The 24850-nt window shown below is 65.9% G+C and carries 23 protein-coding genes; 5 read left to right on the top strand and 18 right to left on the bottom strand.

The window, feature by feature from the left end:
* Window positions 1-79 precede the first annotated feature (79 nt).
* Together ACIA75_RS23530 and ACIA75_RS23535 are read left to right on the top strand one after the other, a co-directional pair.
* Window positions 80-988: an ABC transporter ATP-binding protein gene (locus tag ACIA75_RS23530; RefSeq protein WP_397107422.1), complete on the top strand. Its 909-nt coding sequence runs from the start codon at window positions 80-82 to the stop codon at window positions 986-988.
* Window positions 985-2655 carry an ABC transporter permease gene (locus ACIA75_RS23535; RefSeq protein ID WP_397107424.1) on the top strand — a complete coding sequence of 557 codons (1671 nt, stop codon included), beginning with the start codon at window positions 985-987 and terminating at the stop codon, window positions 2653-2655. Before ACIA75_RS23530 ends, ACIA75_RS23535 begins: the two co-directional genes overlap by 4 nt.
* Here ACIA75_RS23535 and ACIA75_RS23540 read toward each other — a convergent pair.
* Window positions 2619-3857, bottom strand: a complete 1239-nt coding sequence (locus ACIA75_RS23540; protein WP_397107426.1) for an epoxide hydrolase family protein — start codon at window positions 3855-3857, stop codon at window positions 2619-2621. The genes ACIA75_RS23535 and ACIA75_RS23540 overlap by 37 nt on opposite strands.
* 187 nt (window positions 3858-4044) lie before the next feature.
* On the opposite strand from ACIA75_RS23540, the gene ACIA75_RS23545 reads away from it, so the two are divergent.
* Together ACIA75_RS23545 and ACIA75_RS23550 are read left to right on the top strand one after the other, a co-directional pair.
* Window positions 4045-4617 carry a CGNR zinc finger domain-containing protein gene (locus ACIA75_RS23545; RefSeq protein WP_397107428.1) on the top strand — a complete coding sequence of 191 codons (573 nt, stop codon included), beginning with the start codon at window positions 4045-4047 and terminating at the stop codon, window positions 4615-4617.
* A 131-nt stretch (window positions 4618-4748) separates the two neighbouring features.
* On the top strand, window positions 4749-5090 hold the full coding sequence (locus tag ACIA75_RS23550; protein WP_397107430.1) for a glycine zipper domain-containing protein: 342 nt from the start codon (window positions 4749-4751) through the stop codon (window positions 5088-5090).
* A gap of 629 nt (window positions 5091-5719) precedes the next feature.
* Here the strand turns inward: ACIA75_RS23550 and ACIA75_RS23555 are convergent.
* The 7 genes from ACIA75_RS23555 to ACIA75_RS23585 form a co-directional block, all read right to left on the bottom strand.
* Window positions 5720-7219, bottom strand: coding sequence for an ABC transporter substrate-binding protein (locus ACIA75_RS23555; protein WP_397107432.1), 1500 nt, complete (start codon window positions 7217-7219; stop codon window positions 5720-5722).
* Between the two features lie 411 nt (window positions 7220-7630).
* Window positions 7631-8014 carry a transposase gene (locus ACIA75_RS23560; RefSeq protein WP_397107434.1) on the bottom strand — a complete coding sequence of 128 codons (384 nt, stop codon included), beginning with the start codon at window positions 8012-8014 and terminating at the stop codon, window positions 7631-7633.
* Window positions 8015-8030: 16 nt separating this feature from the next.
* Entirely contained in the window at window positions 8031-9143 is a 1113-nt protein-coding gene (locus ACIA75_RS23565; protein ID WP_397107436.1) for an ABC transporter ATP-binding protein, read from the bottom strand.
* Between the two features lie 64 nt (window positions 9144-9207).
* Complete coding sequence (locus ACIA75_RS23570) at window positions 9208-10071, bottom strand: carbohydrate ABC transporter permease (RefSeq protein WP_397107438.1); 864 nt, start codon at window positions 10069-10071, stop codon at window positions 9208-9210.
* Entirely contained in the window at window positions 10071-11033 is a 963-nt protein-coding gene (locus tag ACIA75_RS23575) for a carbohydrate ABC transporter permease (protein ID WP_397107440.1), read from the bottom strand. Before ACIA75_RS23575 ends, ACIA75_RS23570 begins: the two co-directional genes overlap by 1 nt.
* Before the next feature lie 2 nt (window positions 11034-11035).
* Window positions 11036-12388 carry an ABC transporter substrate-binding protein gene (locus tag ACIA75_RS23580; RefSeq protein WP_397107442.1) on the bottom strand — a complete coding sequence of 451 codons (1353 nt, stop codon included), beginning with the start codon at window positions 12386-12388 and terminating at the stop codon, window positions 11036-11038.
* Window positions 12385-13377 (bottom strand): sugar-binding transcriptional regulator, encoded by a 993-nt coding sequence (locus ACIA75_RS23585; RefSeq protein ID WP_397107444.1) that lies wholly within the window; start codon window positions 13375-13377, stop codon window positions 12385-12387. The genes ACIA75_RS23580 and ACIA75_RS23585 overlap by 4 nt, the downstream gene beginning before the upstream one ends.
* A 281-nt stretch (window positions 13378-13658) precedes the next feature.
* Between ACIA75_RS23585 and ACIA75_RS23590 the strand changes: the two genes are divergently transcribed.
* Window positions 13659-15134, top strand: coding sequence for a mannitol dehydrogenase family protein (locus ACIA75_RS23590; protein WP_397108006.1), 1476 nt, complete (start codon window positions 13659-13661; stop codon window positions 15132-15134).
* A 129-nt stretch (window positions 15135-15263) separates the two neighbouring features.
* Here the strand turns inward: ACIA75_RS23590 and xylB are convergent, their stop codons facing one another.
* From xylB to ACIA75_RS23640, 10 genes are all read right to left on the bottom strand, one after another.
* Window positions 15264-16661 carry a xylulokinase gene (gene xylB, locus ACIA75_RS23595; protein ID WP_397107446.1) on the bottom strand — a complete coding sequence of 466 codons (1398 nt, stop codon included), beginning with the start codon at window positions 16659-16661 and terminating at the stop codon, window positions 15264-15266.
* Between the two features lie 77 nt (window positions 16662-16738).
* Window positions 16739-17140, bottom strand: coding sequence for a hypothetical protein (locus ACIA75_RS23600; RefSeq protein ID WP_397107448.1), 402 nt, complete (start codon window positions 17138-17140; stop codon window positions 16739-16741).
* Between the two features lie 91 nt (window positions 17141-17231).
* Window positions 17232-18269: a phosphotransferase gene (locus ACIA75_RS23605; protein WP_397107450.1), complete on the bottom strand. Its 1038-nt coding sequence runs from the start codon at window positions 18267-18269 to the stop codon at window positions 17232-17234.
* Window positions 18266-19336, bottom strand: a complete 1071-nt coding sequence (locus ACIA75_RS23610; RefSeq protein WP_397107452.1) for a phosphotransferase family protein — start codon at window positions 19334-19336, stop codon at window positions 18266-18268. Before ACIA75_RS23610 ends, ACIA75_RS23605 begins: the two co-directional genes overlap by 4 nt.
* Window positions 19337-19358: 22 nt before the next feature.
* The gene (locus ACIA75_RS23615; protein WP_397107454.1) at window positions 19359-19799 is read right to left on the bottom strand and encodes a nitroreductase family deazaflavin-dependent oxidoreductase; all 441 of its coding nucleotides are present in this window, start codon (window positions 19797-19799) and stop codon (window positions 19359-19361) included.
* Between the two features lie 31 nt (window positions 19800-19830).
* Complete coding sequence (locus ACIA75_RS23620) at window positions 19831-21093, bottom strand: cytochrome P450 (protein WP_397107456.1); 1263 nt, start codon at window positions 21091-21093, stop codon at window positions 19831-19833.
* A gap of 6 nt (window positions 21094-21099) precedes the next feature.
* Window positions 21100-21879, bottom strand: a complete 780-nt coding sequence (locus tag ACIA75_RS23625; RefSeq protein ID WP_397108007.1) for an SDR family NAD(P)-dependent oxidoreductase — start codon at window positions 21877-21879, stop codon at window positions 21100-21102.
* Between the two features lie 5 nt (window positions 21880-21884).
* Complete coding sequence (locus ACIA75_RS23630) at window positions 21885-22124, bottom strand: ferredoxin (RefSeq protein ID WP_397107458.1); 240 nt, start codon at window positions 22122-22124, stop codon at window positions 21885-21887.
* Window positions 22125-22127: 3 nt separating this feature from the next.
* Window positions 22128-23336: an amidohydrolase family protein gene (locus ACIA75_RS23635; protein ID WP_397107460.1), complete on the bottom strand. Its 1209-nt coding sequence runs from the start codon at window positions 23334-23336 to the stop codon at window positions 22128-22130.
* A 26-nt stretch (window positions 23337-23362) separates the two neighbouring features.
* Window positions 23363-24832 (bottom strand): aldehyde dehydrogenase family protein, encoded by a 1470-nt coding sequence (locus ACIA75_RS23640; protein WP_397107462.1) that lies wholly within the window; start codon window positions 24830-24832, stop codon window positions 23363-23365.
* Window positions 24833-24850: the final 18 nt, after the last annotated feature.

Raw genomic sequence — 24850 nt, forward strand, 5'->3', positions numbered from 1 at the left:
CGACCCCCATTGACAACCGCCGTTACATCATATCGTTCACACTATTCATACTTTTATGAACTCTATGTACGCTTGGTCAATGGATATCGCGATCTCCTGCCTGCGCAAAACATTCGGCCGCACCACCGCGCTCGACGGCCTCGACCTCGAGGTGCAACCGGGCGAGGTACACGGGTTCCTCGGCCCCAACGGCGCCGGGAAAACCACCACCATCCGGGTCTTGCTGGGCCTCCTGCGACCGGACAGTGGCTCGGTCCGGCTACTGGACGGGGATCCCTGGCGGGACGCGGTATCGCTGCATCGGCGCCTGGCCTATGTGCCCGGCGATGTCGAACTGTGGCCGAACCTCACCGGAGGTGAGGCGATCGACGTGTTCGCGCGGCTGCGCGGCGCGGTGAACCCGGGCCGGCGCGACGAGCTCATCGAACGGTTCGACCTGGATCCCACGAAGAAATCGCGCACCTACTCCAAGGGCAATCGGCAGAAGGTCGCATTGATCGCGGCGCTGGCCTCGGACGCGGATCTGTTCCTGCTCGACGAACCCACCGCGGGGCTCGACCCCTTGATGGAGGTGGTATTCCAGGATGTCGTCGGCGAGGTGAAGGCGCGCGGCGGCACGGTCCTGCTGTCCAGCCATATCTTGGCGCAGGTCGAGAAGCTCGCCGACCGCGTGAGCATCATCCGCAATGGCCGGGTCGTGCAGACCGGCACCCTCACCGAACTACGGCATCTGACCCGGACCACGGTCGAAGCCGTCACCGAACGCCCGGTCGGCGACCTGAATGCGCTGGCCGGCGTCCACAATGTGATCACCGAGGACGGCCGGACCCGCTTCGACGCCGACGCCGACGCCCTCGATGCCGCCATTGCGGCGGTCTCCCGGGCGGGGGTCCGCGCACTGACCAGTCATCCGCCCACACTCGAGGAACTCATGCTGCGTCATTACGGCGACGAGCTCGCCCCCACGGGTAACGGAGCGGGCGAATGACCACCACCGCAACACATCCCGGGACACCTGCCGCAACGCCGGCCGGGCCACCGCGCAGCACCTGGCGCGATACGCTGGCCGGTACCGGCGCGCTGGTGCGGCTGGATCTGCGCCGGGATCGCATCAAACTTCCGGCATGGGTGCTGGGCATCGCACTGATGAGCGTCTACTACGCGTCGGCACTGCAGCAGGTATACAAGACTCCCGAAGATCTGCGGGCGGTGAGCCAGTTCAGCGAGGGGGTGGTGGGCGCCCTCATCTCGGGACCCGGCTACGGGCTCGGCGAACCCACCACCGAATCGGTGATCGTCGCCGTCTACGGGCTCTACTACCTGCTCCTGGCCGCGCTGATGAATATCCTGCTCATCTCCCGCCATACCCGGGTCGAGGAACAGGCCGGCCGTGCGGAACTCGTCCGCGCCAATGCCGTGGGCCGCCACGCCCAGCTCACCGCCGCGCTCGTCGTCGCATTCATCGCCGACCTCGCGGTGACAGTGCTGGTCGCCGGCTCATTCGCCGCAGCCGGACTCAGCACCTCCGATGCCCTGCTCTTCGGTACGAGTGTCGGTGCGGCGGGCCTGGCCTTCGCTGCGATCACGGCCGTCACCGTCCAGGTCACCGAGTATTCCCGCGCCGCATCCGGATTGGCCGGTCTGGCATTGGGCATCGCCTACGTTATCCGCGCTGCGGGCGATGCGATCCGCGAGGGCGGCAGCACGCTGTCGTGGTTCTCGCCACTGGCATGGTCGCAGCAAACCCGCGCCTACGCCGACGGCCGCTGGTGGCCGCTGCTGCTGTCGGTGGCGTTCATCCTCGTGGTCGTCGCGGTCGCCTTTGTCCTGTCGGCACGTCGCGATCTCGGTGCCGGACTGGTCCCGCCACGGCCGGGGGGCCGCGAAGCCCCGGCCTGGCTCGCGACACCGGTCGCATTGGCAGCACGGCTGCAACGAGCCGGGCTCATCGGCTGGGCTTGCGCACTGGTCGCCAGTGCCGCGCTCTACGGCGGGATCGGCAACACGATCGTCGACTCCTTCGAGGACCTGCCCGACGGCGTCGTCGACGTCATGGGCGGCGACGCGACCCGCCTGCTCGACGGCTACCTCGGCACCATGGCCTTTTTCGACGCCCTCCTGGTCGCCGTCTTCGCCATCCTCGCCGTCCAGTCGCTGCGCACGGAGGAAACCATCGGCCGCACCGAACCGGTCCTCGCTACCGCGACCGGCCGGATCGTCTGGTTCGCCGGATATATCGGCGTCGCCGCCGCCGGCGCAATCGCCCTCCTGGCCGTGACGGGCGTGGCATTCGGCATCGCACTGGGACTCTCGGTCGGCGACGATGGCTACCTCGCGGACGCGTTCGTCTCCCATCTGGTGTTCGCCCCCGCCGTCCTGCTGGTACTCGCCGTGGCCGCACTGCTCTACGGCTTCCTCCCGCAGGCGATCGGCGCCACCTGGGCCCTGTTCGGGTTCGCCCTGATCCTCGGTTTCTTCGGGCCCCTCATGAACCTGCCGCAGTGGCTGCACGATCTGTCCCCGTTCCAGCACATCAGCCGCATCCCGATGGAGGAGCTGCGCTGGCCGGCACTGATCGTGCTGACCGTCCTAGCCCTCGCGGCCGCGGCGGCGGGCGCCTACCGGTTCCGCGAACGCGACCTCGACACCAAATGATCCGGTGCCCCAGATAGGGACGACGCGGGGAGCGCAGCAGCGGCCAGCACTGCCGCGAGGCCTTCTTGCAAATCCTTGACAAAATACTCCGGAACCTCCAGCGACGGGAAATGCCCACCGCTTTCGGGCAACCTGTATCGGACGATCTGCCGGTACCGCTCCTGTGCCAAGGGGCGCGGACACTTCTCGACGTCGTAGGGATACATAGTGAGGGCCGACGGGACGTCGACCCGAAGTTCGGGGTCCAGCGAGTTGTGGCTTTCGTAGTAGATGCGGGCCGCAGAGGCGCCGGTCCGCGTCAGCCAGTACAGAGTGACATTGTCGAGTAGGCGGTCGATGGAAATCGTCTCGAACGGACTGTCTTCGGTGTCCGACCACTCAGCGAACTTGTCGAGGATCCAAGCGAGTAGCCCGACCGGTGAGTCGACGAGCGAGTAGCCGATGGTCTGCGGCCGGGTCGCCTGCTGTTTCGCGTACGCCGCGCGGTGACGCCAGAAATCGCGGGTTTCCTCGGTCCATTTCCGCTCGATCTCCGTCAGCCCGTCCGTGGTCGACCCGGGTGGCGCCTCCGCGAACGTGGTGTGGATGCCGAGAACGTGCGCCGGGAACCTGCCGCCGAGGACCGTGGTGATATTGCCTCCCCAGTCGCCGCCGTGGGCTGCGAACGTGCTGTAGCCGAGCCTTCCCATCAGTTCCACCCATGCTGCCGCGATCTTTTCGGTTCCCCACCCGGTGGTGGCCGGCTTATCGCTGTAACCGAAGCCCGGTAGCGAGGGAACCACGACGTGGAATGCCGGCGCGTCTGCGTCTTTCGGATCTGCCAGTTCGTCTACTACATCGATGAACCGAACGATGCTGTCCGGCCAGCCGTGCGTCATGATCAGCGGCGTGGCGTCTGCCCGCGCGGATCGGCGGTGCAGGAAGTGGATTCCCAGACCGTCGATGGTCGTGCGGAACTGGCCGATACGCTTGAGGCGGTCTTCGAACGCCCGCCAGTGGTAGCCGGTGCGCCAGTAGTTCACGACCTCGACGAGGTCGCCGAGCGGAACGCCCTGGTCCCATCGGCGAGGGTCGGGCGCGGCGCGATACACCGTCTCGGCTTCCGGCAGGCGCGCCGCCGCTAATCGCGCGCGCAGATCGTCGAGGTCAGCGTCGGTCGCATGGGCTTCGAATGGTTGCACGTCGGTGGCTGGCCGGTTCATGAGATGCCGCCGACGCGAGCTGTCGTGGTGACAACGCCACGATCACTGCCGGTCGCAGTGCCGGTGACGAACCGATGTGTGGGCATGAGACCTCCTGGTCAACGTAGAACCGGCTTAGGCAGTTCCGAACCGGCTAAGGCGGTTCTAACATGACCGATTCCCGTGCGCAACCGGCTAAGGTGGTTCCATGCGCGATCGGTTCCCTGACTTTCGTCTCGGCAGCGTGCTGGCGACCAGCTTCACGGCGACCCTGACGGAGCGGTGCGGTGACGCAATGGAGCGCATCCCCACCCCACAGCGGCTCGTAGACTGGCTGGCAGTGAACGGCTTGACCGTGGAGTCCTGCACTACCGCCCAACTCGAACTCGCCCGGGAACTGAGGGAATCAATTCACGCTGCCGCGACAGCGGCCGCGAAGCGAGACGCCCTCCCTGCGTCTGCCCTCCGAGTCATCAATGACTGCAGCATTCAGGGCCGGGCCGCGGCTGTCCTGACACCCGAAGGCAATCGGCAGTGGCAACTCAGCTCGACTTCCTGCGTAGAAGATGCCCTGAGCGTGATCGCCGCCGATGCGATCAGCATCATCGCCGGCGAACGAGACGGAAAATTGGCCTTGTGCGCATCGCCGACCTGCCGAGCCGCCTTCTTCGACACCAGCCAAAGCCGCACCCGCAAATGGTGTGACATGAACACGTGCGGGAATCGCCAGAAGAAGGCGCGCTTCAACGCCAACCACCGCACCCACACGCGGCGGCACTGATACCGCTGTTACGCATTGGTACTCACACACCGGTGGATAGAATCGATCCCTCTGCTACCCAGGAGTCAGGCAGCCGGGGACGATCCATAACCCACACCCTCGCGCGTGGCCCGGGGGTCGGAGAGGCCGGAATGACAATGATAAAAATTGCCCTGACCAGGACGGTAGGGGTCGTGGCGTCCAGCGCTCTGTCCTTGGCCGCAGCACTCGTTCTCGCGGGCCCGGCCGCCGCCGAAGCCGCTCCCCAGCACGCCACACCAGTGGCCGGTATCCCGCTGCAGAAGAGCGAGGATATCGCGACCAACCCGCACTCACTGATTCCCGATCCGGTACTGAACGGCTCATCGGTGGGCGGATCGGTCGGTTCCGCCGTCGGATCGGCCACCGGGTCCGCCGGCTCGCTCATCGGCGCCGCGATCGGCGCACTCGTGGGATATCTTCACCCCGACGTGATCCCGCAGGTTCTCCCCTGACCCCGGTTTCCTCATCGCGAGAGGGCCACCGGCCGACCTACCTGGCACACGGCAGCGGCCCCGCACCGTGTCGGTGCGGGGCCGCGAAGGCCGAACCTGATGCTATCTGTCTCACCAGGCGTTCGCTGGATGCAACGTCGAGCGACGATTGCCGTGAGCGCGCTGGTAGTTATGGGATTCGTGGTGGCGATAGGACTGTCCCTGGCAGTGATCGCAGCGGCAGTCTGGTGGCCCACGCAATGATGACACCGAAGCGTGTTTCGTACCTGCACAATTCAATGTGATCGCGTCGGACCGGCTCAGAGTACTCCGCGTGCTCCCACGGAAAATGGTAAGCCGCGAATGTCCGGGGCGGATTTCGCGAACCACCGATTCCTCGGCCGCGCAGATCTCCTGTGCGAGCGAGCATCTGGTGCGGAACCGGCAGCCGCTCGGAGGATTCGAGGCGATGGGGGGCACCCGCCAGCTCAGCGTCCCACACCAAAACAAGCCGTCGACCGGATCACCGGGAATCAATTCCAGGAGGAGGAAGACCGCCACACTGACCATCACGATCAGCAGGGCCAATTATGCCACCGGAACCAGATATCGCCGGAGCAGTTTCCCATTCACGCCTCGCTCACCTCCGTTCACTCGACAGGCCGCCGCTGGTCGGACCCGACCGCGGCGCACAGTGGTGCCCGCCGCGTATTTCCCGGAGTGCTATTTGTCGATCCATGCCCGATCCAGCTGCACCCCGGCGCCCCATACGTGCCGACGATAACCAGGCCCTTTACGTTCTTGGGCGTATAGATATAGCCCGTCTGGTATCGCCAGGTCCGCAGCGGCGCATCCTTCGAGATCTCCCCGTTGACCACCTTGTACGCCTCGGTGACCACTCCCGGATCGTTGGATGTCCGGCTCGTTTCGAGCGCCTGGTCGACCTTCGGATTCGAGTAGCGCGTGGTGTTGGCCGACCCACCGGAATGGAACACTTCGTAGATCGCATCCATCTGCTCCGACAGCGTGGCACCCAATCCCAGTTGGTACGCCCCGGACCGGAACTTACCCTGCAGCATCGCATTATCCATCTGCTCGATACCGACTTCGAGGCCCTCGATCTGCTGCAGTTGCGACTGCAGAATCTGTGCCACCCGATCGAGTGCGGGAATACCCGCGTAGGCGGTCAACCGCAATGTCAGGCCCGCCTTCCCGGTCTTGGCCAGATATGCATCGAACAGCTTCTGCGCACCCGCCAGGTCCTGCTCCGGGAATTTTCCGCGTGAGTCGTCACGGTAGGGATTGCCGGGGTACAAGAACACGTCGACCGGCTTGTCACCCGGATACAGCGCGCTGTTGATCTGCGCACTGTCGAAGGTCTTCTGCAGCGCCAGTCGCAGCTGTGGATCCTTCAGGTCCGGGTCGTCGAAGTTGAATTTCAGACCGGTGCCGCCGATGAGCGGTAGCGAATGGACCGTGTAGCCCTCGGCTTCGATGGTTTTGGCGTCCTTGCTGAGCAGCGACCAGTTGATGTTGATCTGTCGCGTGCGCAACGCGTTGAGACGCTGGTCGTCCTGGCCGATCACCTTCAGCACAAAACTGTCGACATACGGTAATCCCGGATCCCAGTAGTTCGCGTTCGCCGTGAACTCGGCCTGCGAATTACGGGTCCACTTCTTCAGCACGAACGGGCCTGCTCCGATCGGTGCATTGCCGAAGTTCTTGCCCAGCTGCGTGATCGCGGTCGGCGAACCGATCATGCTGAGGCCCTGTGTCAGAGCCCGGGGCAGTTGGAAGTTGATATTCTCCTGGGTGACCTCCAAGGTCAGTGGATCCACCACCTTCCACGAGAGCTGCGCGGCGATTCGGGCCGCCGGGGAAAGTGTCGCCGGGGCTTTGACCCGCTCCCAGTTGAATGCCACGGCCGCGGCGTCGAAGTCCGTGCCATCAGTGAACTTCACACCTGGGCGCAGCCTGAGTGTCCAGGTCTTGCCGTCTACGGAATCGAATGACGCCGCCATGCCCGGTATGTACTGCTCATTCGTGGTGTCGTAACGCAGCAACGTACCGAATACCGGTGCGCACCGGTCGTACGCGAGCGTTGCGCACCAGGCGGGATCCATGGTTTGCCCCTCGGTGTTCACTGCCATCACCAGTTCCCCGCCGCGCACAGGCGTCGCCGAGCCACCTTCGCTTCCAGCCGAGCCGCCACTACAGCCGGCGGTCACCATTACCAATGACACTGCTACGCCCAAGGATCGTGACACCGTTCGCCACTTCACCATTTCTTATTGCTCCTGTCGTAGCTACTCGCGCAGGCACTGGATGCGCATGCGCCACTGAAGCGTGCCCCTTGCGTCAATCTGGGGCCTCCTCGCTGGTGAAGGGGGGATCGGAACGGGCACTGCGTGATCCGGCGGCGCCGAGATCGTGACGCAGGCCACTTTTATGGACGAACGCGAGTGTAATCAGCAAACGTTGGACATCACAAGTATTGCTATACTTGCAATGATTGCGTATTCTGCGCAGGACGCTTCACAGCTAGTGTTCTGCGCCTGAAATCATCGGGCGAGGGAGTCGAGCATCTCCTCGGCGCTCTTGCGCCAGACGAACGGCCGGGGATTCTCGTTCCAGCATTCGATCCACGTGGTGACGTCTTTCTCCAGTGCCGCAACGCTTTTGTGGACACCATGGCGGGTCAGCTGATCGGTGAGGTATCTGAACCAGCGTTCGACCTGGTTGAGCCAGGACGACCCGCTCGGGGTGAAGTGGACATGGAAGCGAGGGGGCCGGGCGAGCCATTCATTGACGATCGGGGTCTTGTGGATGGCGAGGTTGTCGCAGGCCAGGTGGACATCCAGCTCGGCGGGCACCGTCTTGTCGATCGTGACCAGGAATTTGCGGAACTCGGTCGCGCGGTGGCGGCGGTGCAGTTCGCTGATCACGGTGCCGTCGGCGAGCCTACCCGTCGATACGCTCGCCGGATACCGGATGGAACAGGTGGACGGCCCCGTCCGGACGCACAGCCAGCGTCACGCTCTCGCCGAGTTCGGCCGGCGACCGGCTCGCCGACCGGGCGACGAAGGTCAGCGGTGTTCCGTCCGGACCGAGAGTGAGTCCGGTGGCGGGGCGCGCGTAGACGTAGGACTCGCTGCCCAGTTCCTCGACCAGCTCGACAATGACACCGAAACCGGTTCCGTCCCGGTGCAGTTCGACCTGTTCCGGTCGCACACCGACGGTCACCGTGTCGAGTCCGGCCGCCGCCAACCGGTCGATCGCATCCCGCGGCAGAGCGAGAGTGGTTCCGCCGACCTCGACACCGCCGGTGGTGATAGGTGCGGTGAAGAGGTTCATCGCGGGCGAGCCGATGAACCCGGCGACGAAAGCGTTCGCGGGGCGGTCGTACAGGTCGGTCGGCGAGCTGAACTGCTGGAGCCGGCCGGACTTCAGCACGGCGACCCGGTCCCCCATCGTCATGGCCTCGATCTGGTCATGGGTGACATAGACGGTCGTCGTGCCCAGCCGCCGCTGCAGCGCGGCGATCTGGGTGCGTGTCTGGACCCGCAGCTTCGCATCCAGATTGCTGAGCGGCTCGTCCATGCAGAACACCCGCGGTTCCCGGACTATGGCGCGCCCCATCGCCACGCGCTGCCGCTGCCCGCCGGACAGTTTGGCCGGTTTGCGGTCCAGGTATTCGGTGAGGTCGAGGAGTTTCGCGGTTTCGGCGACCTTACGCTTGCGTTCCTCCGCCGGCACCCCGCGCATTTTGAGCGCGAATCCCATGTTCTCGCCAACTGTTTTGTTCGGATACAGCGCGTAGTTCTGGAACACCATCGCGATATCGCGATCCTTCGACGGTACGCCGGTCATATCCGCGCCGTCGATCGTGATCGAGCCGCCGTCGATCTCCTCGAGCCCGGCCAGCATGCGCAGCGCGGTGCTCTTTCCGGATCCGGACGGGCCGACGAGGACGACGAATTCACCGTCGCCGATATCGAGATTCAGCGAATCGACCGCAAGCTGGTCGGCGCCCTGATAGACGCACGACGCATTCCGGTACGAGATCTCGGCCATGACGATTACTCCTGATCCTGCGACAAGCTGATGTTCTGCGATATGCGTGGGTACTGCGGGGAGGTCATTTGATCGCACCGAACGACAGGCCGCGCACGAGTTTGTTCTGTGCGATCCACCCGGCCAGCACCACCGGCAGCGCGGTCAGTACCGCTGCCGCCGAGAGCTGCGCCCAGTAGAGGCCCTGGCCGGTGATGAACCCGACCAGGAACACCGGAATCGTCTGTGCTTGAACGGCAGTGAGGTTCACCGCGAAGAAGAATTCGTTCCAGGAGAAGATGAGGCAGATCAGTGCCGTCGCGGCGATACCGGGCGACACCACCGGCAGGATCACCTCGCGGACCGAGGTCCACAGACCCGCGCCGTCCATGCTCGCGGCCTCGAGGAGTTCGCCGGGAACCTCGAGGAAGAACGAGCGCATCATCCAGACCGCGATCGGCAGATTCATCGCCGTATAGAGGATCACCAGCGTCCAGATATTGTCGAGCATCCCGATATTCCCGACGATGACGTAGAGCGGAATGATCGCCGCGACCACCGGGAGCATTTTGGTGCTGATGAAGAAGAACAGCGCGTCCCGGGTCTTGCGCACCGGCCGCAGCGACAGGGCGAATGCCGCGGGGATTCCGAGGAGCAACACCAGGAGTGTCGAAATACCGGTCGCGAAGGCGGAATTCAGCAGTGTGGTACCGACACCACTGTCGAGCACGTCGCGGAACTGCTGCAGTGTCGGGGTGAAGAACAGTTTCGGCGGGTCGGTGTAGGCATCGCCTTCCTCCTTGAAGGCGGTGAGTACCATCCAGAGCACGGGGAAGAAGAACCCGAGGGCGATCACCCAGGCCAGCACGGCCCACAGGGAATCACGGGCCCGGTGCCGGGTGGCTTTCACCGGCGCCTCGTCGATGCGTGCGGTCGTCGCGGTACTCATCAGGCCGCCTCCTCGTTCCCGGTGAAGCTCTTGAAGATCAGGCGCAGGGCCAGCGTCGAGACGATGATGGTCGCGACCACGGTGATCACACCCATGGCGGCGGCCTGGCCGATATCGAACCCGAGGAACGCGCGCTGGTAGATGTAGTAGGGCAGGTTGGCGCTGGCCACGCCGGGCCCACCGGAGGTCATCATGTACACCGCATCGAAGGTGTTGACCAGGTAGATCGCACCGAGCACGGCGCCCAGTTCGATGAATCGGCGCAGATGCGGCAGGGTCAGCTCACGGAATATCGCGAACGAGCCGGCGCCGTCCACCCGGGCGGCTTCGACAGTGTCGCGGGGCATCGACTGCAGTCCGGCGAGGATCAGCAGCATCATGAACGGCGTCCACTGCCAGACCAGATTCGCCATCACCGCGGGGAGCGGGAATCTGCTGATCCAGTCGATCTCGCCGACCCCGAACGGCTGCAGGACGAAATTGACCAGGCCGAAAACGGGATCGAACATGGTCGTTTTCCAGATGAGTGCCGCGGCGACGGGCGTCACCAGGAACGGCGTGATCAGCAGGGTGCGCACGACACCGCGGCCGAAGAACTTCCGGTCCAGCAGCAAGGCCAGCAGCAACCCCAGGATCACCGAGATGACCACGGTGCCGGCGATCATGACGACTGTGTTCAGCGCGACGGTGCGGAACTGACTGTCCTGGAAAACATCGACGTAGTTGTTCAGCCCATTGAAGTGCTGCGAGCCGGGACGCACCAGGTTCCACGATTGCGTCGAATAGTAGAGCGTCACCAGGAACGGGATCTGGGTGACCACGATCATGAAGATCAGGGCGGGCAGCAGCGGACCGCGGCGCCGCCAGCCCTCTGCCCGGGAGATGCGGCGTTCGGGCCGCGTTATCGGCCCGGACGGGCCCGGATCCACCGGGGGCGCCTCTGCTGTGGTGGTACTGGACATGGCTACTGCGCCTCCCGATAGGTCTCGCCGACGACCTCGGCATACTGCTGCGCCTGTTCCAGCGCTTCACCCACGCTGATCCGCCCCGCGATCGCGGCGCTGATCTGCTGACTGACCCGGGTACCGAGATCCTGGAACTCGGGAATCGTCAAGAACTGCACGCCGGTGTAAGGGACCGGCTGAACGGTCGGCTTCTCGGGATCGGCCTTCTCCATCGCCGACAGGGTCGGCGGACCGTAGGCCGCGGCGGCCTTTTCGTACTCGGGAATCTCATAGGTGGACAGCCGGCTACCGGGCGGGACCCGCTCCCAGCCGAGCTCGGTGCCGACCATCCGGAGGTATTTCTTATCGGTCATCCACGCCACGAACTTCCAGGCTTCGTCGGGCTTGTCGCTGGTCTTCGGAATCCCCAGCGACCACGAATACAGCCAGCCGTTATCGGATTTCGCCGCGGCGGGGGCGGGGACATAGCCGATATCGCCGACCACCTTGCTCGACGACGGATCCTCCAGCACCGAGACCGCGGCCGTGGAGTCGTACCACATGGCGGTACGCCCCTGGGCGAGCTGCGTCGCGCATTCACTGAACCCGCTCGTCGCGGCGCCGGACTGACCGTGGCTGCGGACCAGGTCGACGTAGAACTGCACCGCCCGCGTGGTCTCCGGGCTGGTCAGCTGCGCATTCCAGTCCTCGTCGTACCAGCGTCCGCCGAACGCGTTGATCACCGTGTTCAACGGGGCGAGCAGTTCACCCCAGCCCGGTTTGCCGCGCAGGCAGATACCGGAGACATCGCCGGGTGCGTCGAGCCGCGCGGCGAATCCGGCGACCTCGTCCCAGGTGGGCTCGGCCGGCATGGCCAGCCCGGCCTGCGCAAACAGATCCTTGCGATACATGAGGAACGAGGATTCGCCGTAGAACGGGACCGAATACATGCTCCCGTCGTAGGACAGCGATCGGCGCAGGGACGGGATGAAATCTTCTTCGTCGTAGCCCGGTGTCTGTGCGGCGTAATCGGAAAGATTGGTGAGCCAGCCGTTCTCGGCCCACTGCGGTGTCTCGTAGTTACTGATCATCACGACATCGAATTCACCGCCACCTGTCGCGACCGAGGCGGTGATCTTGGCCCGGGCCTCGTTCTCCGACAGTGAGACGAACTTCAGTTCGATACCGGGGTTCTCGCGTTCGAATCGATCGGACAGGGCGATGGCGTCCTGCATCTGCGAATTCGAGATGATCGCGATGGTCACCGCATCGGCGCCTCCCCCGCCGATCGAACCGGCACCGGCGCATCCGGACAGAGCCACGGTTGTCGCCATCGCGAGCACGGCGGCGAGATATTTCGAGCGAATCCTCATCGGGCGGCTGCCTCCTCTTGTTCGACCAGCCAACGTGCGGTGTCGACATCGGTGACCACGACGGTGGCCAGGCCCGCGTTGAGTCCACCGAGAATTGCCTCGTGCTTGGACTCGCCGCCGGACACCAGAACCGTGGTCGGGCAGGCGCGGACCGCGTCCAGCGAAACCGACACCGTGCGGGCGGTGAGTGAACTCTCGACATCGGCGCCGTCCCGCGTGTAGAAACGCCCGCCCACCTCACCGACGGCACCGAGCCGGCGCAGTTCGTCCAGAATCGCCGTATCGAGAAAGCTGCCCTCGAACAGGGTTGTCGCCGTCGAGACCGGCCCGATACCGAAGATCATCACATCGGCATCGCGGCCCGCGTCGAGCGCGCGGCTCATCAGCGAATCCTTGTGCAGGGCGGTGACGGTCGCCGCATCGGCGTAGAGCGGCGCGTGCAGCCGTAACGAGTCGGCCTGCAGGAGCCGCGCGCAGGTGCCGAGGGTGAAATCGACGCCTGTTTGATAGTCCGTGGCCGTCATCGAGCCGTCCAGCTGGACCACGGTGGCGCAGCGCGCGGACCGTGGTCCGAGGGCCTGTGCCATCGCGACGGTTTCCGGGCCCCAGGTGAAGCCGAGGGTGTCGCGCTCGTGCAACCGGCGCGCGAGGACTCCGACCGCTGCCCGGCCGAGCGCCTGGTACCCGAAGGGCGTTCCGTCGGGTACGGAACCGACGACAAGGGCTTCGGTCAGCCCGAAGATCCGCTCGAGTTCACGTTCGAGTTCGGTGTGCACGGTCGCACTCAGATCGTCGGGGACGCTGATCTCGATGCGGACGAGACCCTGGGCGCGGGCCCGGGCGATGAGCCGGCCCGCCGTCGGGCGCGACACGCCGAGTTTCGCGGCGATCTCGGCCTGGGTCACACCCTCCAGGTGGTAGAGGGTCGCCGCGCGGAGCGCCAGCCGGACATCGTCGGATGCGACCGGACGGGGCGGCTCGGTGGTCACGTGCACTCCTCGGTGAGCGGATCGGTCGACAGCCGGACCGGGCAGGGCCCTCGGCGCAGGGGTACCGCGAGTCGCTACCCTGTGAGCAGATGATCAGACTATGAGCGATTGCTCATCCAAAGTAACATCGTCATGTGACGTGCACAACAGTTGGAGCGCCGGACAATTGAGCCCCTGCGTCGCCCGGAGCGGAGGGATCGGACGGGTCCCGCGCTTTCTCCGAGGGAGCCGAGGGCTTCGGAAGGACAAGGATGCAAGCACAGTCAGCGCGGGACCAACCGGTGCGGTTGCGGGCCGGCACGCTCGGCGACCTGGCCGGCGTCGTCTCCGTCCCCACCTATGAACGCTCCGGTATCGAGACCGGAATCGTGCATTTCGGCGTCGGCGGATTCCACCGCGCCCATCAGGCGATGTATCTGGACCGGCTGCTCGAACTCGGCGAGGCCCGGGAATGGGGCATCTGCGGTGTCGGTGTGCTCCCGTCCGATCAGCGGATGCGCGATGTCCTGCGCGGACAGGACTGCCTGTACACGCTGACGGTCAACCGTCCCGACGGGACCTGGGAGACCCGGGTGATCGGTTCGATCGTCGAATACCTGTACGCGCCCAATGATCCCGAAGCCGTTGTCGAGAAGCTCGCCGACGCGGGCACCCGCATCGTGTCGCTGACGATCACCGAGGGTGGTTACAACTTCTCAGCGGCCACCGGCGAATTCGATACGCACAATCCGGCGATCGTCGCCGACCTCGCGCCCGGCGCGGTTCCCGCGACGACCTTCGGGCTCGTGGTCGAGGCACTGGCGCGACGCCGGGACCGCGGAATCGCACCGTTCACAATCATGTCGTGCGACAACATCGAGGGCAACGGGCACGTCGCGCGCGCCACCTTCACCGCCTTCGCCCGGCTGCGCGATCCCGGGCTGGCGGAATGGATCGACCGGCACGGCGCCTTCCCGAATTCCATGGTCGACCGGATCACGCCGGCCACGTCGGACGAGACGATCGCCGCGGTGACGCAACGCTGTGCGATCGAGGACCACTGGCCGGTGGTGACCGAGCCGTTCACGCAATGGGTACTGGAGGACACCTTCACTCTCGGCAGGCCCGCCTACGAAAAGGTCGGGGTACAGCCCGTCGCCGATGTCACGCCGTACGAGCTGATGAAACTGCGCTTGCTCAACGCGAGTCATCAGGCGCTGGGCTATTTCGGTTATCTCAGCGGATACCGGCTGGTGCACGAGGCAGCCCAGGATCCGATGTTCGAACGGTTCCTGCTGCGCTACATGAACACGGAGGCCACACCGACCCTGCGCCCGGTGCCCGGTGTCGATCTCGACGAGTACAAACGCACACTGATCGAACGGTTCGCCAACCCGACGATCCGGGACACCCTCGCCCGTCTCTGCGCCGATTCGTCCGACCGGATTCCGAAATGGCTGCTGCCGGTGGTCCGTAGCCAATTGCAGACCGGCGGTGATATCAGCTGCGCCGCAGCGGTGGTGGCCAGTTGGGCGCGCTATGCCGAAGGTCTGGACGAACAGGGCGGACCGATAGATATTGTCGATCCACTCCGCGACAGCCTGATGGCGCGCGCCCGAACCCAGCGTACGGAACCCACGGCCTTTCTCACCGACCGCGCCGTATTCGGTGATCTCATCGACGAGCCGAGGTTCGTCGCTGCGTATCTGGCCGCCTTGCAATCACTGCACGAGCACGGCGCGCGCGCGACGGTCGAGGTGCTGGCCGAGGAGGCGTGAACCCTCGGCCAGGTCGCTGCGCCTTGTGCCGAGATCGGCTGAGTCCCCGGCCCAGATCCGCCGTGGCCCTTGGGTGGGAACGCTGTGAATGCTCGGTGAGGTCCGCCGTGGCTCTTGATGGGAGCGCTGTCAGTGCTCGGTGAGATCGCGGACGGCGGCGTACCGTTCACGGATATGCGGAGCCGGTTCGGCGGTGAACTCGGCGGCGGCCGGTCGCGGCCACTCCGGCGGTGCGGTCGTACCCGACAGCGCCCACGCCGCCTGACGGGCCGCGCCGTCGGCGACATATTCACCGGGTTCGGGCACCGCTACCGGCATTCCGAAAATCGCCGGTGCGAGCGCACGAACGGCCCGCGACCTCGCGCCACCGCCGACGAGCAGTACCCGTTCGGTCCGTACTCCCTGATCACGGAGCCGATCGATACCGTCGGCGAGTCCGCACAGCAGGCCCTCGACCGCGGCCCGCGCGAGATGCCCCGGTGTCGTATTGGTCAGACGCAATCCGTGCAGTGCGCCGGCGGCCCCGGGCCGATTGGGTGTTCGCTCGCCGCTCAGATAGGGGACGAGAACCAGACCGTCACTCGTGCTGTTCAGCGCGAGCTCGGCGAAGCGGTCGTGGTCGACGCCGAGTAGTCCGGCCACCGCGTCGAGCACCGGTGCGCCGTTGAGCGTGCACAGCAGTGGCAGCTGCCGCCCGGTCGCATCGGCGAACGCGGCGACCTCCCCGGACGCGTCGTCGACGACTGCAGAGCTCACCGCCGAGACGACGCCGGACGTGCCGATCGACACGATCACATCACCGTCGCGGGCGTCCAGCGCCAGTGCCGCGGCCGCATTGTCGCCGGTTCCGGCACCGAGGATCGCACCGGGCGCGAATATCTCGGCAACACCGGTGCTCTCGTTCGGCGCGGCAACCCGCGGTAGCACCGGGCGGCGGGCACCGAAGGCGAGTTCGAGCAGATCGGGCCGGTAACTGTCGCTCGCAGTCGAGTAATAGCCCGTTCCACTCGCGTCACCGCGATCGGTGACAAGTGTGTCGAGCCCATCCGCGCCGGATAGTTTCCAGGTGAGCCAATCGTGTGGCAGGCACACGCCCGCCGTCCGGTCTGCCGAAGCGGGTTCGTGATCGGCCAGCCAGCGCAGTTTCGTCACGGTGATCGCCGCGACCGGGACGACACCGACCGCATCCGCCCATGCCTGCGCACCACCCAGCTCGGCGACCAGCTGTTCGGCTGCCGCCGCCGAGCGGGTGTCGTTCCACAGCAGCGCGGGACGGACGCTCCGGCCGTCCTCGTCGAGGCAGACCATGCCGTGCTGTTGCGCACCGACCGACAGGGCGTCGATATCGTCGAGCCCACCGGCCGCGGCCACCGCCTGCTCGAATGCGGACCACCAATGGCCCGGGTCGATTTCGGTACCCGGCGGATGCGCCGCGCGGCCCTGCCGGATCAACGCCCCGGTCTCGGCATCGCGAACAACGATCTTGCAGGACTGCGTGGAGGAGTCGACGCCGGCAACGAGTGGCATGCGACCGAGGGTAGGCGTCCGATGCGACCGCCGGCCACCGATCACGGTGACCGGCGGCCCCGCCGGGCGGTATCCGGTTATCGTGGGATTCGGCTCGCGACTCGCTCGATCGCGTCCATCGTCTGCTGGAGCGCGAAGGCCGGGTTCAGTTCGAGCGCCTCGGTGGTTTCTTCATAGATCAGAATGTGACCGGCCGGAAAGAAATACGCCTCGCCCGCGGTCGCGACCTCGTCCGGCACATCGGTGTTCGGGTAGGTGGCACGAATGGTGCCGGTGAAAATGTATCCGTAATGCGGGCACTGGCACACTCCGCCGGGCAGTCCGGCTACTTTGTAGAGCTCGGTGCAATCACGCGCGCCCACTGTTGTGGTGTAGCCGATTTCCATATCTCCCCACTGTTCGGAGCGGAATCCCGCCCCGCACGCGGGCCAGCGACCACCGCCGCCCGCAGGCAACTGGTCCAATTTCGAATGCGGCACGGCTGTCTCCCTTTCGTCCGGTACCGGTTTCGGTGCTATTCATCGTTGAATGTGTGGTGCGCCCGGCACTCCGGACCGAAGTGGCAGAAAATCAGACGTCGAGCAGGTCGAGACTGTCGTGCCGCGCTACCGCCCGAGCCAACCGGCCGGCCAGATGCTCGATGATCGGCCGCTCCACGGCCCGGGTGATGGACCACAGGAACAGGCCGTAGGGCAGGTACGCCCGGTACATCCACCATGCTTGTTCCCAATCGGGGGCCGTTCCTCCGTGCGCGGCCAGCCGGTCGAGGTAGTGGGCTACCAGACGGCGTTCGTTGCGAGCGAGCTCGTCCGGGTCGAGCACAGTCGCCAAGTGGTAGCCGACATCCTGCGCCCAGTTGCCGAATTGGACCACCTGCCAATCGATCAGGCCCGGGTTTCCGTCTGCCAGCTGGTAGATATTGCCCGCGTGCAGGTCACCGTGGATCAGGCAGGACGGATGCTCGGCGCTCAACGCCTCCATCGCCCGCATCGCTGCCGTCAAACGGTCCGCGTCGCGAACCTGCGCCGGAACTCCCGCTGCCCGGCCGTCATCGACCAGCCGTTGCAGCGTTTCGCGGTCCAGCACCCGGGTCAACCCGGTCAACCGTGGCGGGAACAGCTTCCGCCACACCGCATGCTTGCCGTCCTGGGTCGCGGCGTGCAGCGCCGCCAGCTGGTCCAGCGTCGCCGCGGCTTCCTCGGCGGTGTAGCCGACCAGAGGGTCCAGAAACCGGGCCCCGCGCGCCACCAGGTCGTGTAACACGATCAACGGGTGACCGGATTCGTCGTCGACGGCCGCATGCAGCCAGGGCGGGGTGCGAACCGGTAGCTGGTCGGCGACGAGCCGGTAGAAGTCGGCTTCCGCGCGGGTCGCCCGGCGCCGCGCGGGATCGAAGTATCCCTTCGCGCACAGGGCGCCCGGGGCGTCGGTGTCCTCGGCGTATTCGAGGCGGAAACGAAGCTTGGTAGCGACTGTCTCGATCCGCTCCACCACCTCGACCCGTATCGGGACTGCTCCCGGATAGCGGGTGGACAGCATCCCGGCGAGCCAGCCGGGGGACAGCACCTCCTTCTCGTCGAAGGGTGCCGAGCCGGCCGTCGCGCTCATAGGAGCTCCTTTTCTGTGGCCACTCCGGTCATTTCGCAGGCCCGGCGCAGGAACGAGAACCGTTCGTGCTTGGTGCTCGGCAACTGGTGCCGCATCCGGCGGCTGCGCAGACTGAGCAAACCGGCTTTGAGGCTCGCGAACGACTCGTGCCACGGCAGGTCGCCGCTGGACAGTCCGGTCAGTTCTTCCCACAGCGCGATCGTTTCGTCGCGGGTGCCGAGGCCGGCCAGGCGGGGCACACCCACACCGTGGCTGTGCGCTTCGTCGAACATCAGCCACCACGCCAGATCGGCGACCGGCCCCGCGAGCGACACCTGCTCCCAATCCATCACGCCGACCACACGGAAGTTGTCGTCGAACATGATGTTGCCCATCCGGGCATCGCCCCAGGACAGACCCGCGACGGGATCTCGGGGCCGGTTGTCGTCCAGCCACCCGAACAGCTGCAGAATTGTCTCCGGGACTTCGTCTTCCAGGGCCCAGGCCGCGAAACGCCGCCAATAGGTCAGCTGCTGTTCGTCGCCCGTTGCTCCGTCTTCCGGATGGTCGACGAAGGACACCAGCTCGGTGGGCACCCGGTGGATCGCGGCCAATTGGTGCACGGCGTCGGTCCACAGTGTTCGTCGTTGCGCGGGGGTGGCGTCCACCAGCCAGCCGGTGGAGTTGTATACCGGCATACTCACCGGCACATTGCCGCGCATTCTGCGCATGAGATAGAACGGGCGGCCCAGCACGGCCGGATCATCCTCCAGCCACAGCACATCCGGAACGCGGACCGTCCCGTGCCGGCGCAGCGCGACGACAATGTCGTATTGCACCCGGAATCTGGGATCGTAGAACATCTGGTGCTCGGCTCCCGGCGCGATCCGCAGCACGAAATGGTCCACGGTCCGGCCATCGCGTGCCCGGAACAGGATTGTTTCGTTGGATACCCCGGCGCCTTGCGGGTAGGCGAGATCATCGATCTCGACGTCAGCGACTCCGAGTCGATCCGCCAGCCACGGGCGTAGCCGTTCGGCGGTGGCCTCGACATCGCCGCGTTTGGGAAAGACAGGTGCTTGCTCCATTGCTCACCTTCATCTCAACTTTTCACCGACCGGACGGCCGCAGCACCACGATCGGAATCGTGCGGCTGGTGCGTGCCTTGTAGGCGTCGTAATTCGGCCAATAGCCGGTGACGATCCGCCAGAGCCGGTCACGTTCCCCGGGTCCGGCGGTATGGGCGATCACCGGGATGTGGTCGTCCTTGACCTGTATCCTGGCGTCGGGTTCGGCCTGGAGATTCAGGTACCAGGCCGGATGGCTGTCGGCTCCCCCTGCGGAGGCGACCACGAGATAGTCGTCGCTGTCCGTTCCGTAGATGAGCGCTGAGGTCCGCGGTTGACCGGTCTTGCGCCCGGTGGTGGTCAACAGCAGGATCGGAACGCCGTTCCACTCGTATCCGATGCGTCCGTCGGTTTCCCGATAACGCTGTACGTGCTCGGCGCCGCGCAGCGAAATATCCGGCTTGCGGTAGGTGGGCTGTTCCATGGCAGTTCCTTCTCGGGGCTCTCGGCGGGCCCTAGTCGAAGCGGACCGGTATTTCGGTGGCGCCGCGCTCGTACATTCCGATGAACCGGGGCGGTTCGGCGTCCGGGTCGAGCCGCAGATTCGGCAGCCGGTCGAGCAGGGCGCCGATTCCGGTGGCCATCTCGGCGCGCGCGACGTGCATGCCGAGGCAGGCGTGCGCGCCGCTGCCGAACGCGAACGAGGGCCGCAGGCGCCGGGTGATGTCGTACTCGTCGGGGTCGTCCCAGCGCGCCGGATCCCGATTCGCGGCGGCCACGCACAGGTGCAGAACCGCACCTTTCGGCAGGTGGACGCCCTGCAGCTCGGTATCCTCCATCACGTACCGCGCGAACATCGGATCGGTCGACTGCCACCGCAGGGCCTCTTCGATGGCCGGGCGGAGCAGCGCCCGGTCCGCGGACACCGCCTGCAGGACCTCGGGACGTTGCAGGAGCGCGGTGAGGGTTATGCCCATCTGTTTCCAGGTGGTACCGGACCCGGCGGTCAGCAGCAGCACGGCGAAGGAATAGATTTCGGCATCGGTGAGCCGGTGCCGGCTTCCGTCCTCGGCCGCCAACTCCGCTTCGACCAGCACACTGATGAGATCGTCGCGCGGCTCGTCGCGGCGATCGGCCACCACCGGGCGCAGCATGTCGACCACGACATCGAAACGCCGGGTTGCCAGAGCCTCGCGGATTTCCAGGGCCTGCGATACCGGCACACCGAAGCTGCCGGTGATGGTCAGGACAGGGATGGCGGCGCAGAAGTCGACATTGAGTTCGGCCCGTCCCTCGGCGGCGAAGCCGTCGACGAGATGGTGCACGACATCCTCGATCCAGTTGCGGATCCACCACTGCGCGTTGGCCGGCATGAACGACGGCTGCACCAGCGACCGGTAGCGGCGGTGCTGGAAACCACCCATCGCGAGCATGCTGTTGAGCGGTTGCAGAAATCCTTCGTTCGGGTCCACCGGCACCGGTGACGACGCGAAGAGTTCCGGATTCCGGTAGGCGGTATCGCAGGCCGCGAAACTGAAGGCGGAAAAGTGCGGGCGGTCCGGTTCCGGCAGGCCGGCGAACATCGCAGGCCGGGAATAACCGGTCAGTTCGTGCACCACACCCGGATGGACCTCGGCCTCCGCCCGCAGCCGGTGCCACACGGGATAGGGGTCGGCATCGAAGTCACCGCCGGTCTGGACCAGATAGGCGCTTCGCAGATCGAACAGTTCTCGGATCCGGTCACGGTCCAGCGCCGCCAACGGGCTCGTCGGGGTCATGTCAACTCATTTCGCCACGTAGCCGCCATCGACCGGGAGCAGAACCCCGGTGATGTTGGCGGCGCGATCGGATACCAGGAATACGGCGGCCTCGGCACAGTCCTCCGCGGTGATCGGTTGGCCCAGGGGATGATTGGCGGCGGTGCTGCGCGCCGCCCGCTGGACCGACTCCGGATCGTCGCCCAGTCCGCCGGTGGCCATGAACTGCGTATACGGCATGCCCGCCGGGCACAGCGCGTTCGCGCGGATCCCGAACGGCGCGCCCTCGATCGCCACCGACCGGGTGAGCTGGTGCACCGCGCCTTTCGTCGCCGCGTACACGGCACCGCCCCAGGCGACCAGACCGGCGACCGACCCCGTGTTGAGGATGACTCCCCCGCCCGTCTGCCGCTTGAACTGCCGGACCGCATGTTTACAGCCGAAGAACACGCTGCCCACATTCACCGCGACCAGGCGCTGGAAATCCTCGGCAGAGTGGTCCTCGAGGACGGCGCCCAGGCGCGGCGTCGGGACTCCGACATTGTTGAAGAGAATGTCCAGGCGTCCGAGCCGATCCACCGCGGTGGCGATCAGGTCGGTGATCTCCTGCTCGCGGGCGACATCACAGGCCACGGCGATACCCGTCCCGCCGGCGTCCTCGATCCGGGCCACCGTTTCCTTCGCCTGTTCCACCCGGATATCGGCGCACACCACCCGTGCGCCCTCCGCGGCGAAACGCAGGGCCGACGCGGCACCGACCCCCGATCCGGCACCGGTGACGATCGCGTTCTTACCTTCCAGCAGCACGTGTTTCACGCTTTCTTCTCGTAGTCGGCCCGGTCCCGGTCGTCCGCGGCAGCCGCGGACAACCGCAGCGCGCCGGTCGGACAGCCGTCGACGGCCATCCGGATATCCGGCTCCGGATCGGCCGGTGGGTCGAGGAAGACCGCCTGGCCCTCATCGTCCTGCTCGAAACTTCCCGGCGCGTAGGCCACGCACACCCCGCAACCCAGGCACGCCGCGCGGTCGACCTCGACAGTCCATCCGGCCATATCTCAGACTCCGGCGACGACCGGCGGTTCGGCGGGCGTGAAGCGATAGAGCCGCTCGGCGTTTCCGCGCAGAACCTTGTACTGGACCTCCGGCGTCAGGCCGGCGACCATCTTCTTCGCTGTCTCGATGCAGTTCGGCCAGGTCGAATCGGAGTGCGGGTAGTCGGTTTCGCACATGATGTTGTCCTCGCCGATTTCGGCCAGGCTGGCGATTCCGTGGGTGTCCTCGATGAAGCAGCCGAAGATATGGTTGCGGAAGGTGGCGCGGATATCGAGGGTGTCGAGGTCGACATTGCGGCTCACTTCGTGGTCGCCGAATTTCATCCCCTTCTTCACCCAGTGGCGCTGTTTGTCCAGGACCTGTTCGGCCCGCTCGAGGAAGTACGGCATCCAGCCGATCTCCCCCTCGGACAGCGCGATCTTCAGCTTCGGGTACCGCTGGAACATGCCGCTGAACAGCCACGACAGCATGGCACCCGAGGTCCGGGTGGCACCCCAGGCGAGGTTGGCCAGGAACGGGGAGTCGGGTGCGATCTGCGGGACTGTCGAGGACGAACCGACATGCATCGAGACGACCATTTCCAGGTCATTGGCCGCGGCCATCACCGGATCCCAGTAACCGTTCGCGTCATGGATGGTCGGAAGTCCCAGCGGTGCCGGGTTTTCCGAGAAGGCGAACGTCGTGGCTCCCTTGGCGGCGCAGCGCTCCAACTCCGCGACCGCCAGCGCCGGATCCCACAGCGGGATCAGTACCAAGGGGATATAGCGGCCGGGCGCGGCGCCACACCATTCCTCGATGATCCAGTCGTTGTAGGCCTTCAAGCAGACCAACCCGAACTCACGGTCGCTGCCCTCCATGAACATTTGACCGCAGAACCGGGGGACGGTCGGAAAACACAGGGAGGCAAGAATTCCCGCGCGATTCATATCTTCGATGCGGGCCTTGGGATCGTAGCAGCCCGGCCGCATCTCACTGTAGGACAGCGGTTTGGGGCTGAATTCCTCTTTCGACTTGCCCGCCACCGCGGACAGGCCGGAACTGGGGAACCGCTTACCGTCGTATACCCAGGCATCCATACCGTTGTCGTCGATTTCGATATGGGGCGCGCGGTCCCGGTCCGCCCGGGGTACGCGGTCCAGCCAGAGGTGGCCGGGCTCGAGGATATGGTCGTCGACCGAGATCAACCAGTCGAGGTTCGGTTCAGTAGACACGATGTGCTCCTTCGGATCGAGGAATGTCACCGGAGTTCACCGATGGCCAGATGTTTGACTTCCTGGAAGGCGCGGATACCGTCCGGGCCGCGCTCGCGGCCGAGGCCGCTCTGTTTGTATCCGCCGCTGGGGGCGTAGGCGCTGAACAGCGCGGTGTTGACGTTGACCGCGCCGGTGCGCAACCGGCGGGCGATGGCCGTCGCGGCGGCCGGGTCGGCTCCGTAGACCTGCGCGGACAGCCCGTAGCGGCTGTCGTTGGCGATGGCGACGGCCTCGTCGATATCGCGATAGCCCAGCACCGTGAGAATCGGCCCGAAGATCTCCTCTTGTGCGGCCGGATTCGCATTGTCCGGCACATCGAGCACCGTCGGCCGGACGTAATAGCCGCGATCGAGGCCCGCCGGGCGGCCCCCGCCTTCCACCACCGTTGCCCCGTGCTCGACCGCGAGACCGACGAAACGCTCACAGCGTTCCCGGGCCGCGGCCGATATCACCGGGCCGATCATGGCGGAAGGGTCGGTGGGTGCGCCGACAACAAGCGCCGAATAGGCTTTCGACACCCGCTCCAGGACCTCGGCCTTGCGGTTCTGCGGGACCAGCATCCGGGTGGCCGCCACACAGGCTTGGCCGGCCGTTCCGGCAACCACGGCCGCCGCACCGGCTCCCACCTTGCCGAGGGCGTCGTCGAGGTATATCTGCGCCGATTTGCCACCCAGCTCCAGTGCCACCTGCTTCACCGTCGGCGCCGCTTGGGCCAAGATCTGCTTACCGACCGCCGTGGATCCGGTGAACGACACCATATCGACCGCGGGATGGCCGGTGAGCAACTCAGCTCCGGCCGCACCGGCTTCCACGACCACACTGAACACCCCGGGCGGCAGCCCGGCGGCTGCGGCCGCCGACCCGAGGATCAGCGACGATACCGGGGTCAGCGGGCTGGGTCGCAAGATGACGGAGTTACCGGTCAGCAGCGCCGGTACCACCTTCTGCAGCGCCATGATCAGCGCCGCGTTGTACGGGGTGATCGCCGCGACGACGCCGACCGGTTCGTACCGCCGGATACTCAGCGCGACCCGGCCCCGCACCGCCTCGTCCACCGGCACCGGATTGGCTTCCTCTTCCGGCAGCGAGCAGTACAGGTCGACCGTGCCGCGGGCGATGCCCAGTCCGCCGAGGAACTGCGAGCGTTCGGCGAAGGCCGTCGGCTGTCCGGCCTCGGCCACCATTGTCGCCACCAGTGCGTCGCGCGCGGATTCGATATGGTCGAGAAACGCGGTCACCGCCCGCACCCGTTCAGCGGCCGGGGCGTGCGCCCAGATACCGCTGTCGAAGGATCGGCGCGCCTCCACAATCGCGCGCTCGAACTCGTCGGGCGTGGTGGCGACTACGTCCACGAGGTGCGACTCGTCTGCCGGATTCTCCACGGCGACAAGGTCTTTTCCCGTGCCCCAGGTTCCTGCTACGTAGGATCGGCGCTCACTGATCAACTCTGCCACCGGAGTGCCTCCTCGCGA

Source organism: Nocardia sp. NPDC051750 (genome assembly GCF_044453135.1).
GTDB lineage: Bacteria > Actinomycetota > Actinomycetes > Mycobacteriales > Mycobacteriaceae > Nocardia.

Excerpts from the sequence above, each read along its gene's own strand:
- ACIA75_RS23530 (WP_397107422.1), top strand. The coding sequence starts at position 80 with ATGGATATCGCGATCTCCTGCCTGCGCAAAACATTCGGCCGCACCACC.
- ACIA75_RS23535 (WP_397107424.1), top strand. The coding sequence starts at position 985 with ATGACCACCACCGCAACACATCCCGGGACACCTGCCGCAACGCCGGCC.
- ACIA75_RS23540 (WP_397107426.1), bottom strand. The coding sequence starts at position 3,857 with ATGAACCGGCCAGCCACCGACGTGCAACCATTCGAAGCCCATGCGACC.
- ACIA75_RS23545 (WP_397107428.1), top strand. The coding sequence starts at position 4,045 with ATGCGCGATCGGTTCCCTGACTTTCGTCTCGGCAGCGTGCTGGCGACC.
- ACIA75_RS23550 (WP_397107430.1), top strand. The coding sequence starts at position 4,749 with ATGACAATGATAAAAATTGCCCTGACCAGGACGGTAGGGGTCGTGGCG.
- ACIA75_RS23555 (WP_397107432.1), bottom strand. The coding sequence starts at position 7,219 with ATGGCAGTGAACACCGAGGGGCAAACCATGGATCCCGCCTGGTGCGCA.
- ACIA75_RS23565 (WP_397107436.1), bottom strand. The coding sequence starts at position 9,143 with ATGGCCGAGATCTCGTACCGGAATGCGTCGTGCGTCTATCAGGGCGCC.
- ACIA75_RS23570 (WP_397107438.1), bottom strand. The coding sequence starts at position 10,071 with ATGAGTACCGCGACGACCGCACGCATCGACGAGGCGCCGGTGAAAGCC.
- ACIA75_RS23575 (WP_397107440.1), bottom strand. The coding sequence starts at position 11,033 with ATGTCCAGTACCACCACAGCAGAGGCGCCCCCGGTGGATCCGGGCCCG.
- ACIA75_RS23580 (WP_397107442.1), bottom strand. The coding sequence starts at position 12,388 with ATGAGGATTCGCTCGAAATATCTCGCCGCCGTGCTCGCGATGGCGACA.
- xylB (WP_397107446.1), bottom strand. The coding sequence starts at position 16,661 with ATGCCACTCGTTGCCGGCGTCGACTCCTCCACGCAGTCCTGCAAGATC.
- ACIA75_RS23605 (WP_397107450.1), bottom strand. The coding sequence starts at position 18,269 with ATGAGCGCGACGGCCGGCTCGGCACCCTTCGACGAGAAGGAGGTGCTG.
- ACIA75_RS23610 (WP_397107452.1), bottom strand. The coding sequence starts at position 19,336 with ATGGAGCAAGCACCTGTCTTTCCCAAACGCGGCGATGTCGAGGCCACC.
- ACIA75_RS23615 (WP_397107454.1), bottom strand. The coding sequence starts at position 19,799 with ATGGAACAGCCCACCTACCGCAAGCCGGATATTTCGCTGCGCGGCGCC.
- ACIA75_RS23620 (WP_397107456.1), bottom strand. The coding sequence starts at position 21,093 with ATGACCCCGACGAGCCCGTTGGCGGCGCTGGACCGTGACCGGATCCGA.
- ACIA75_RS23630 (WP_397107458.1), bottom strand. The coding sequence starts at position 22,124 with ATGGCCGGATGGACTGTCGAGGTCGACCGCGCGGCGTGCCTGGGTTGC.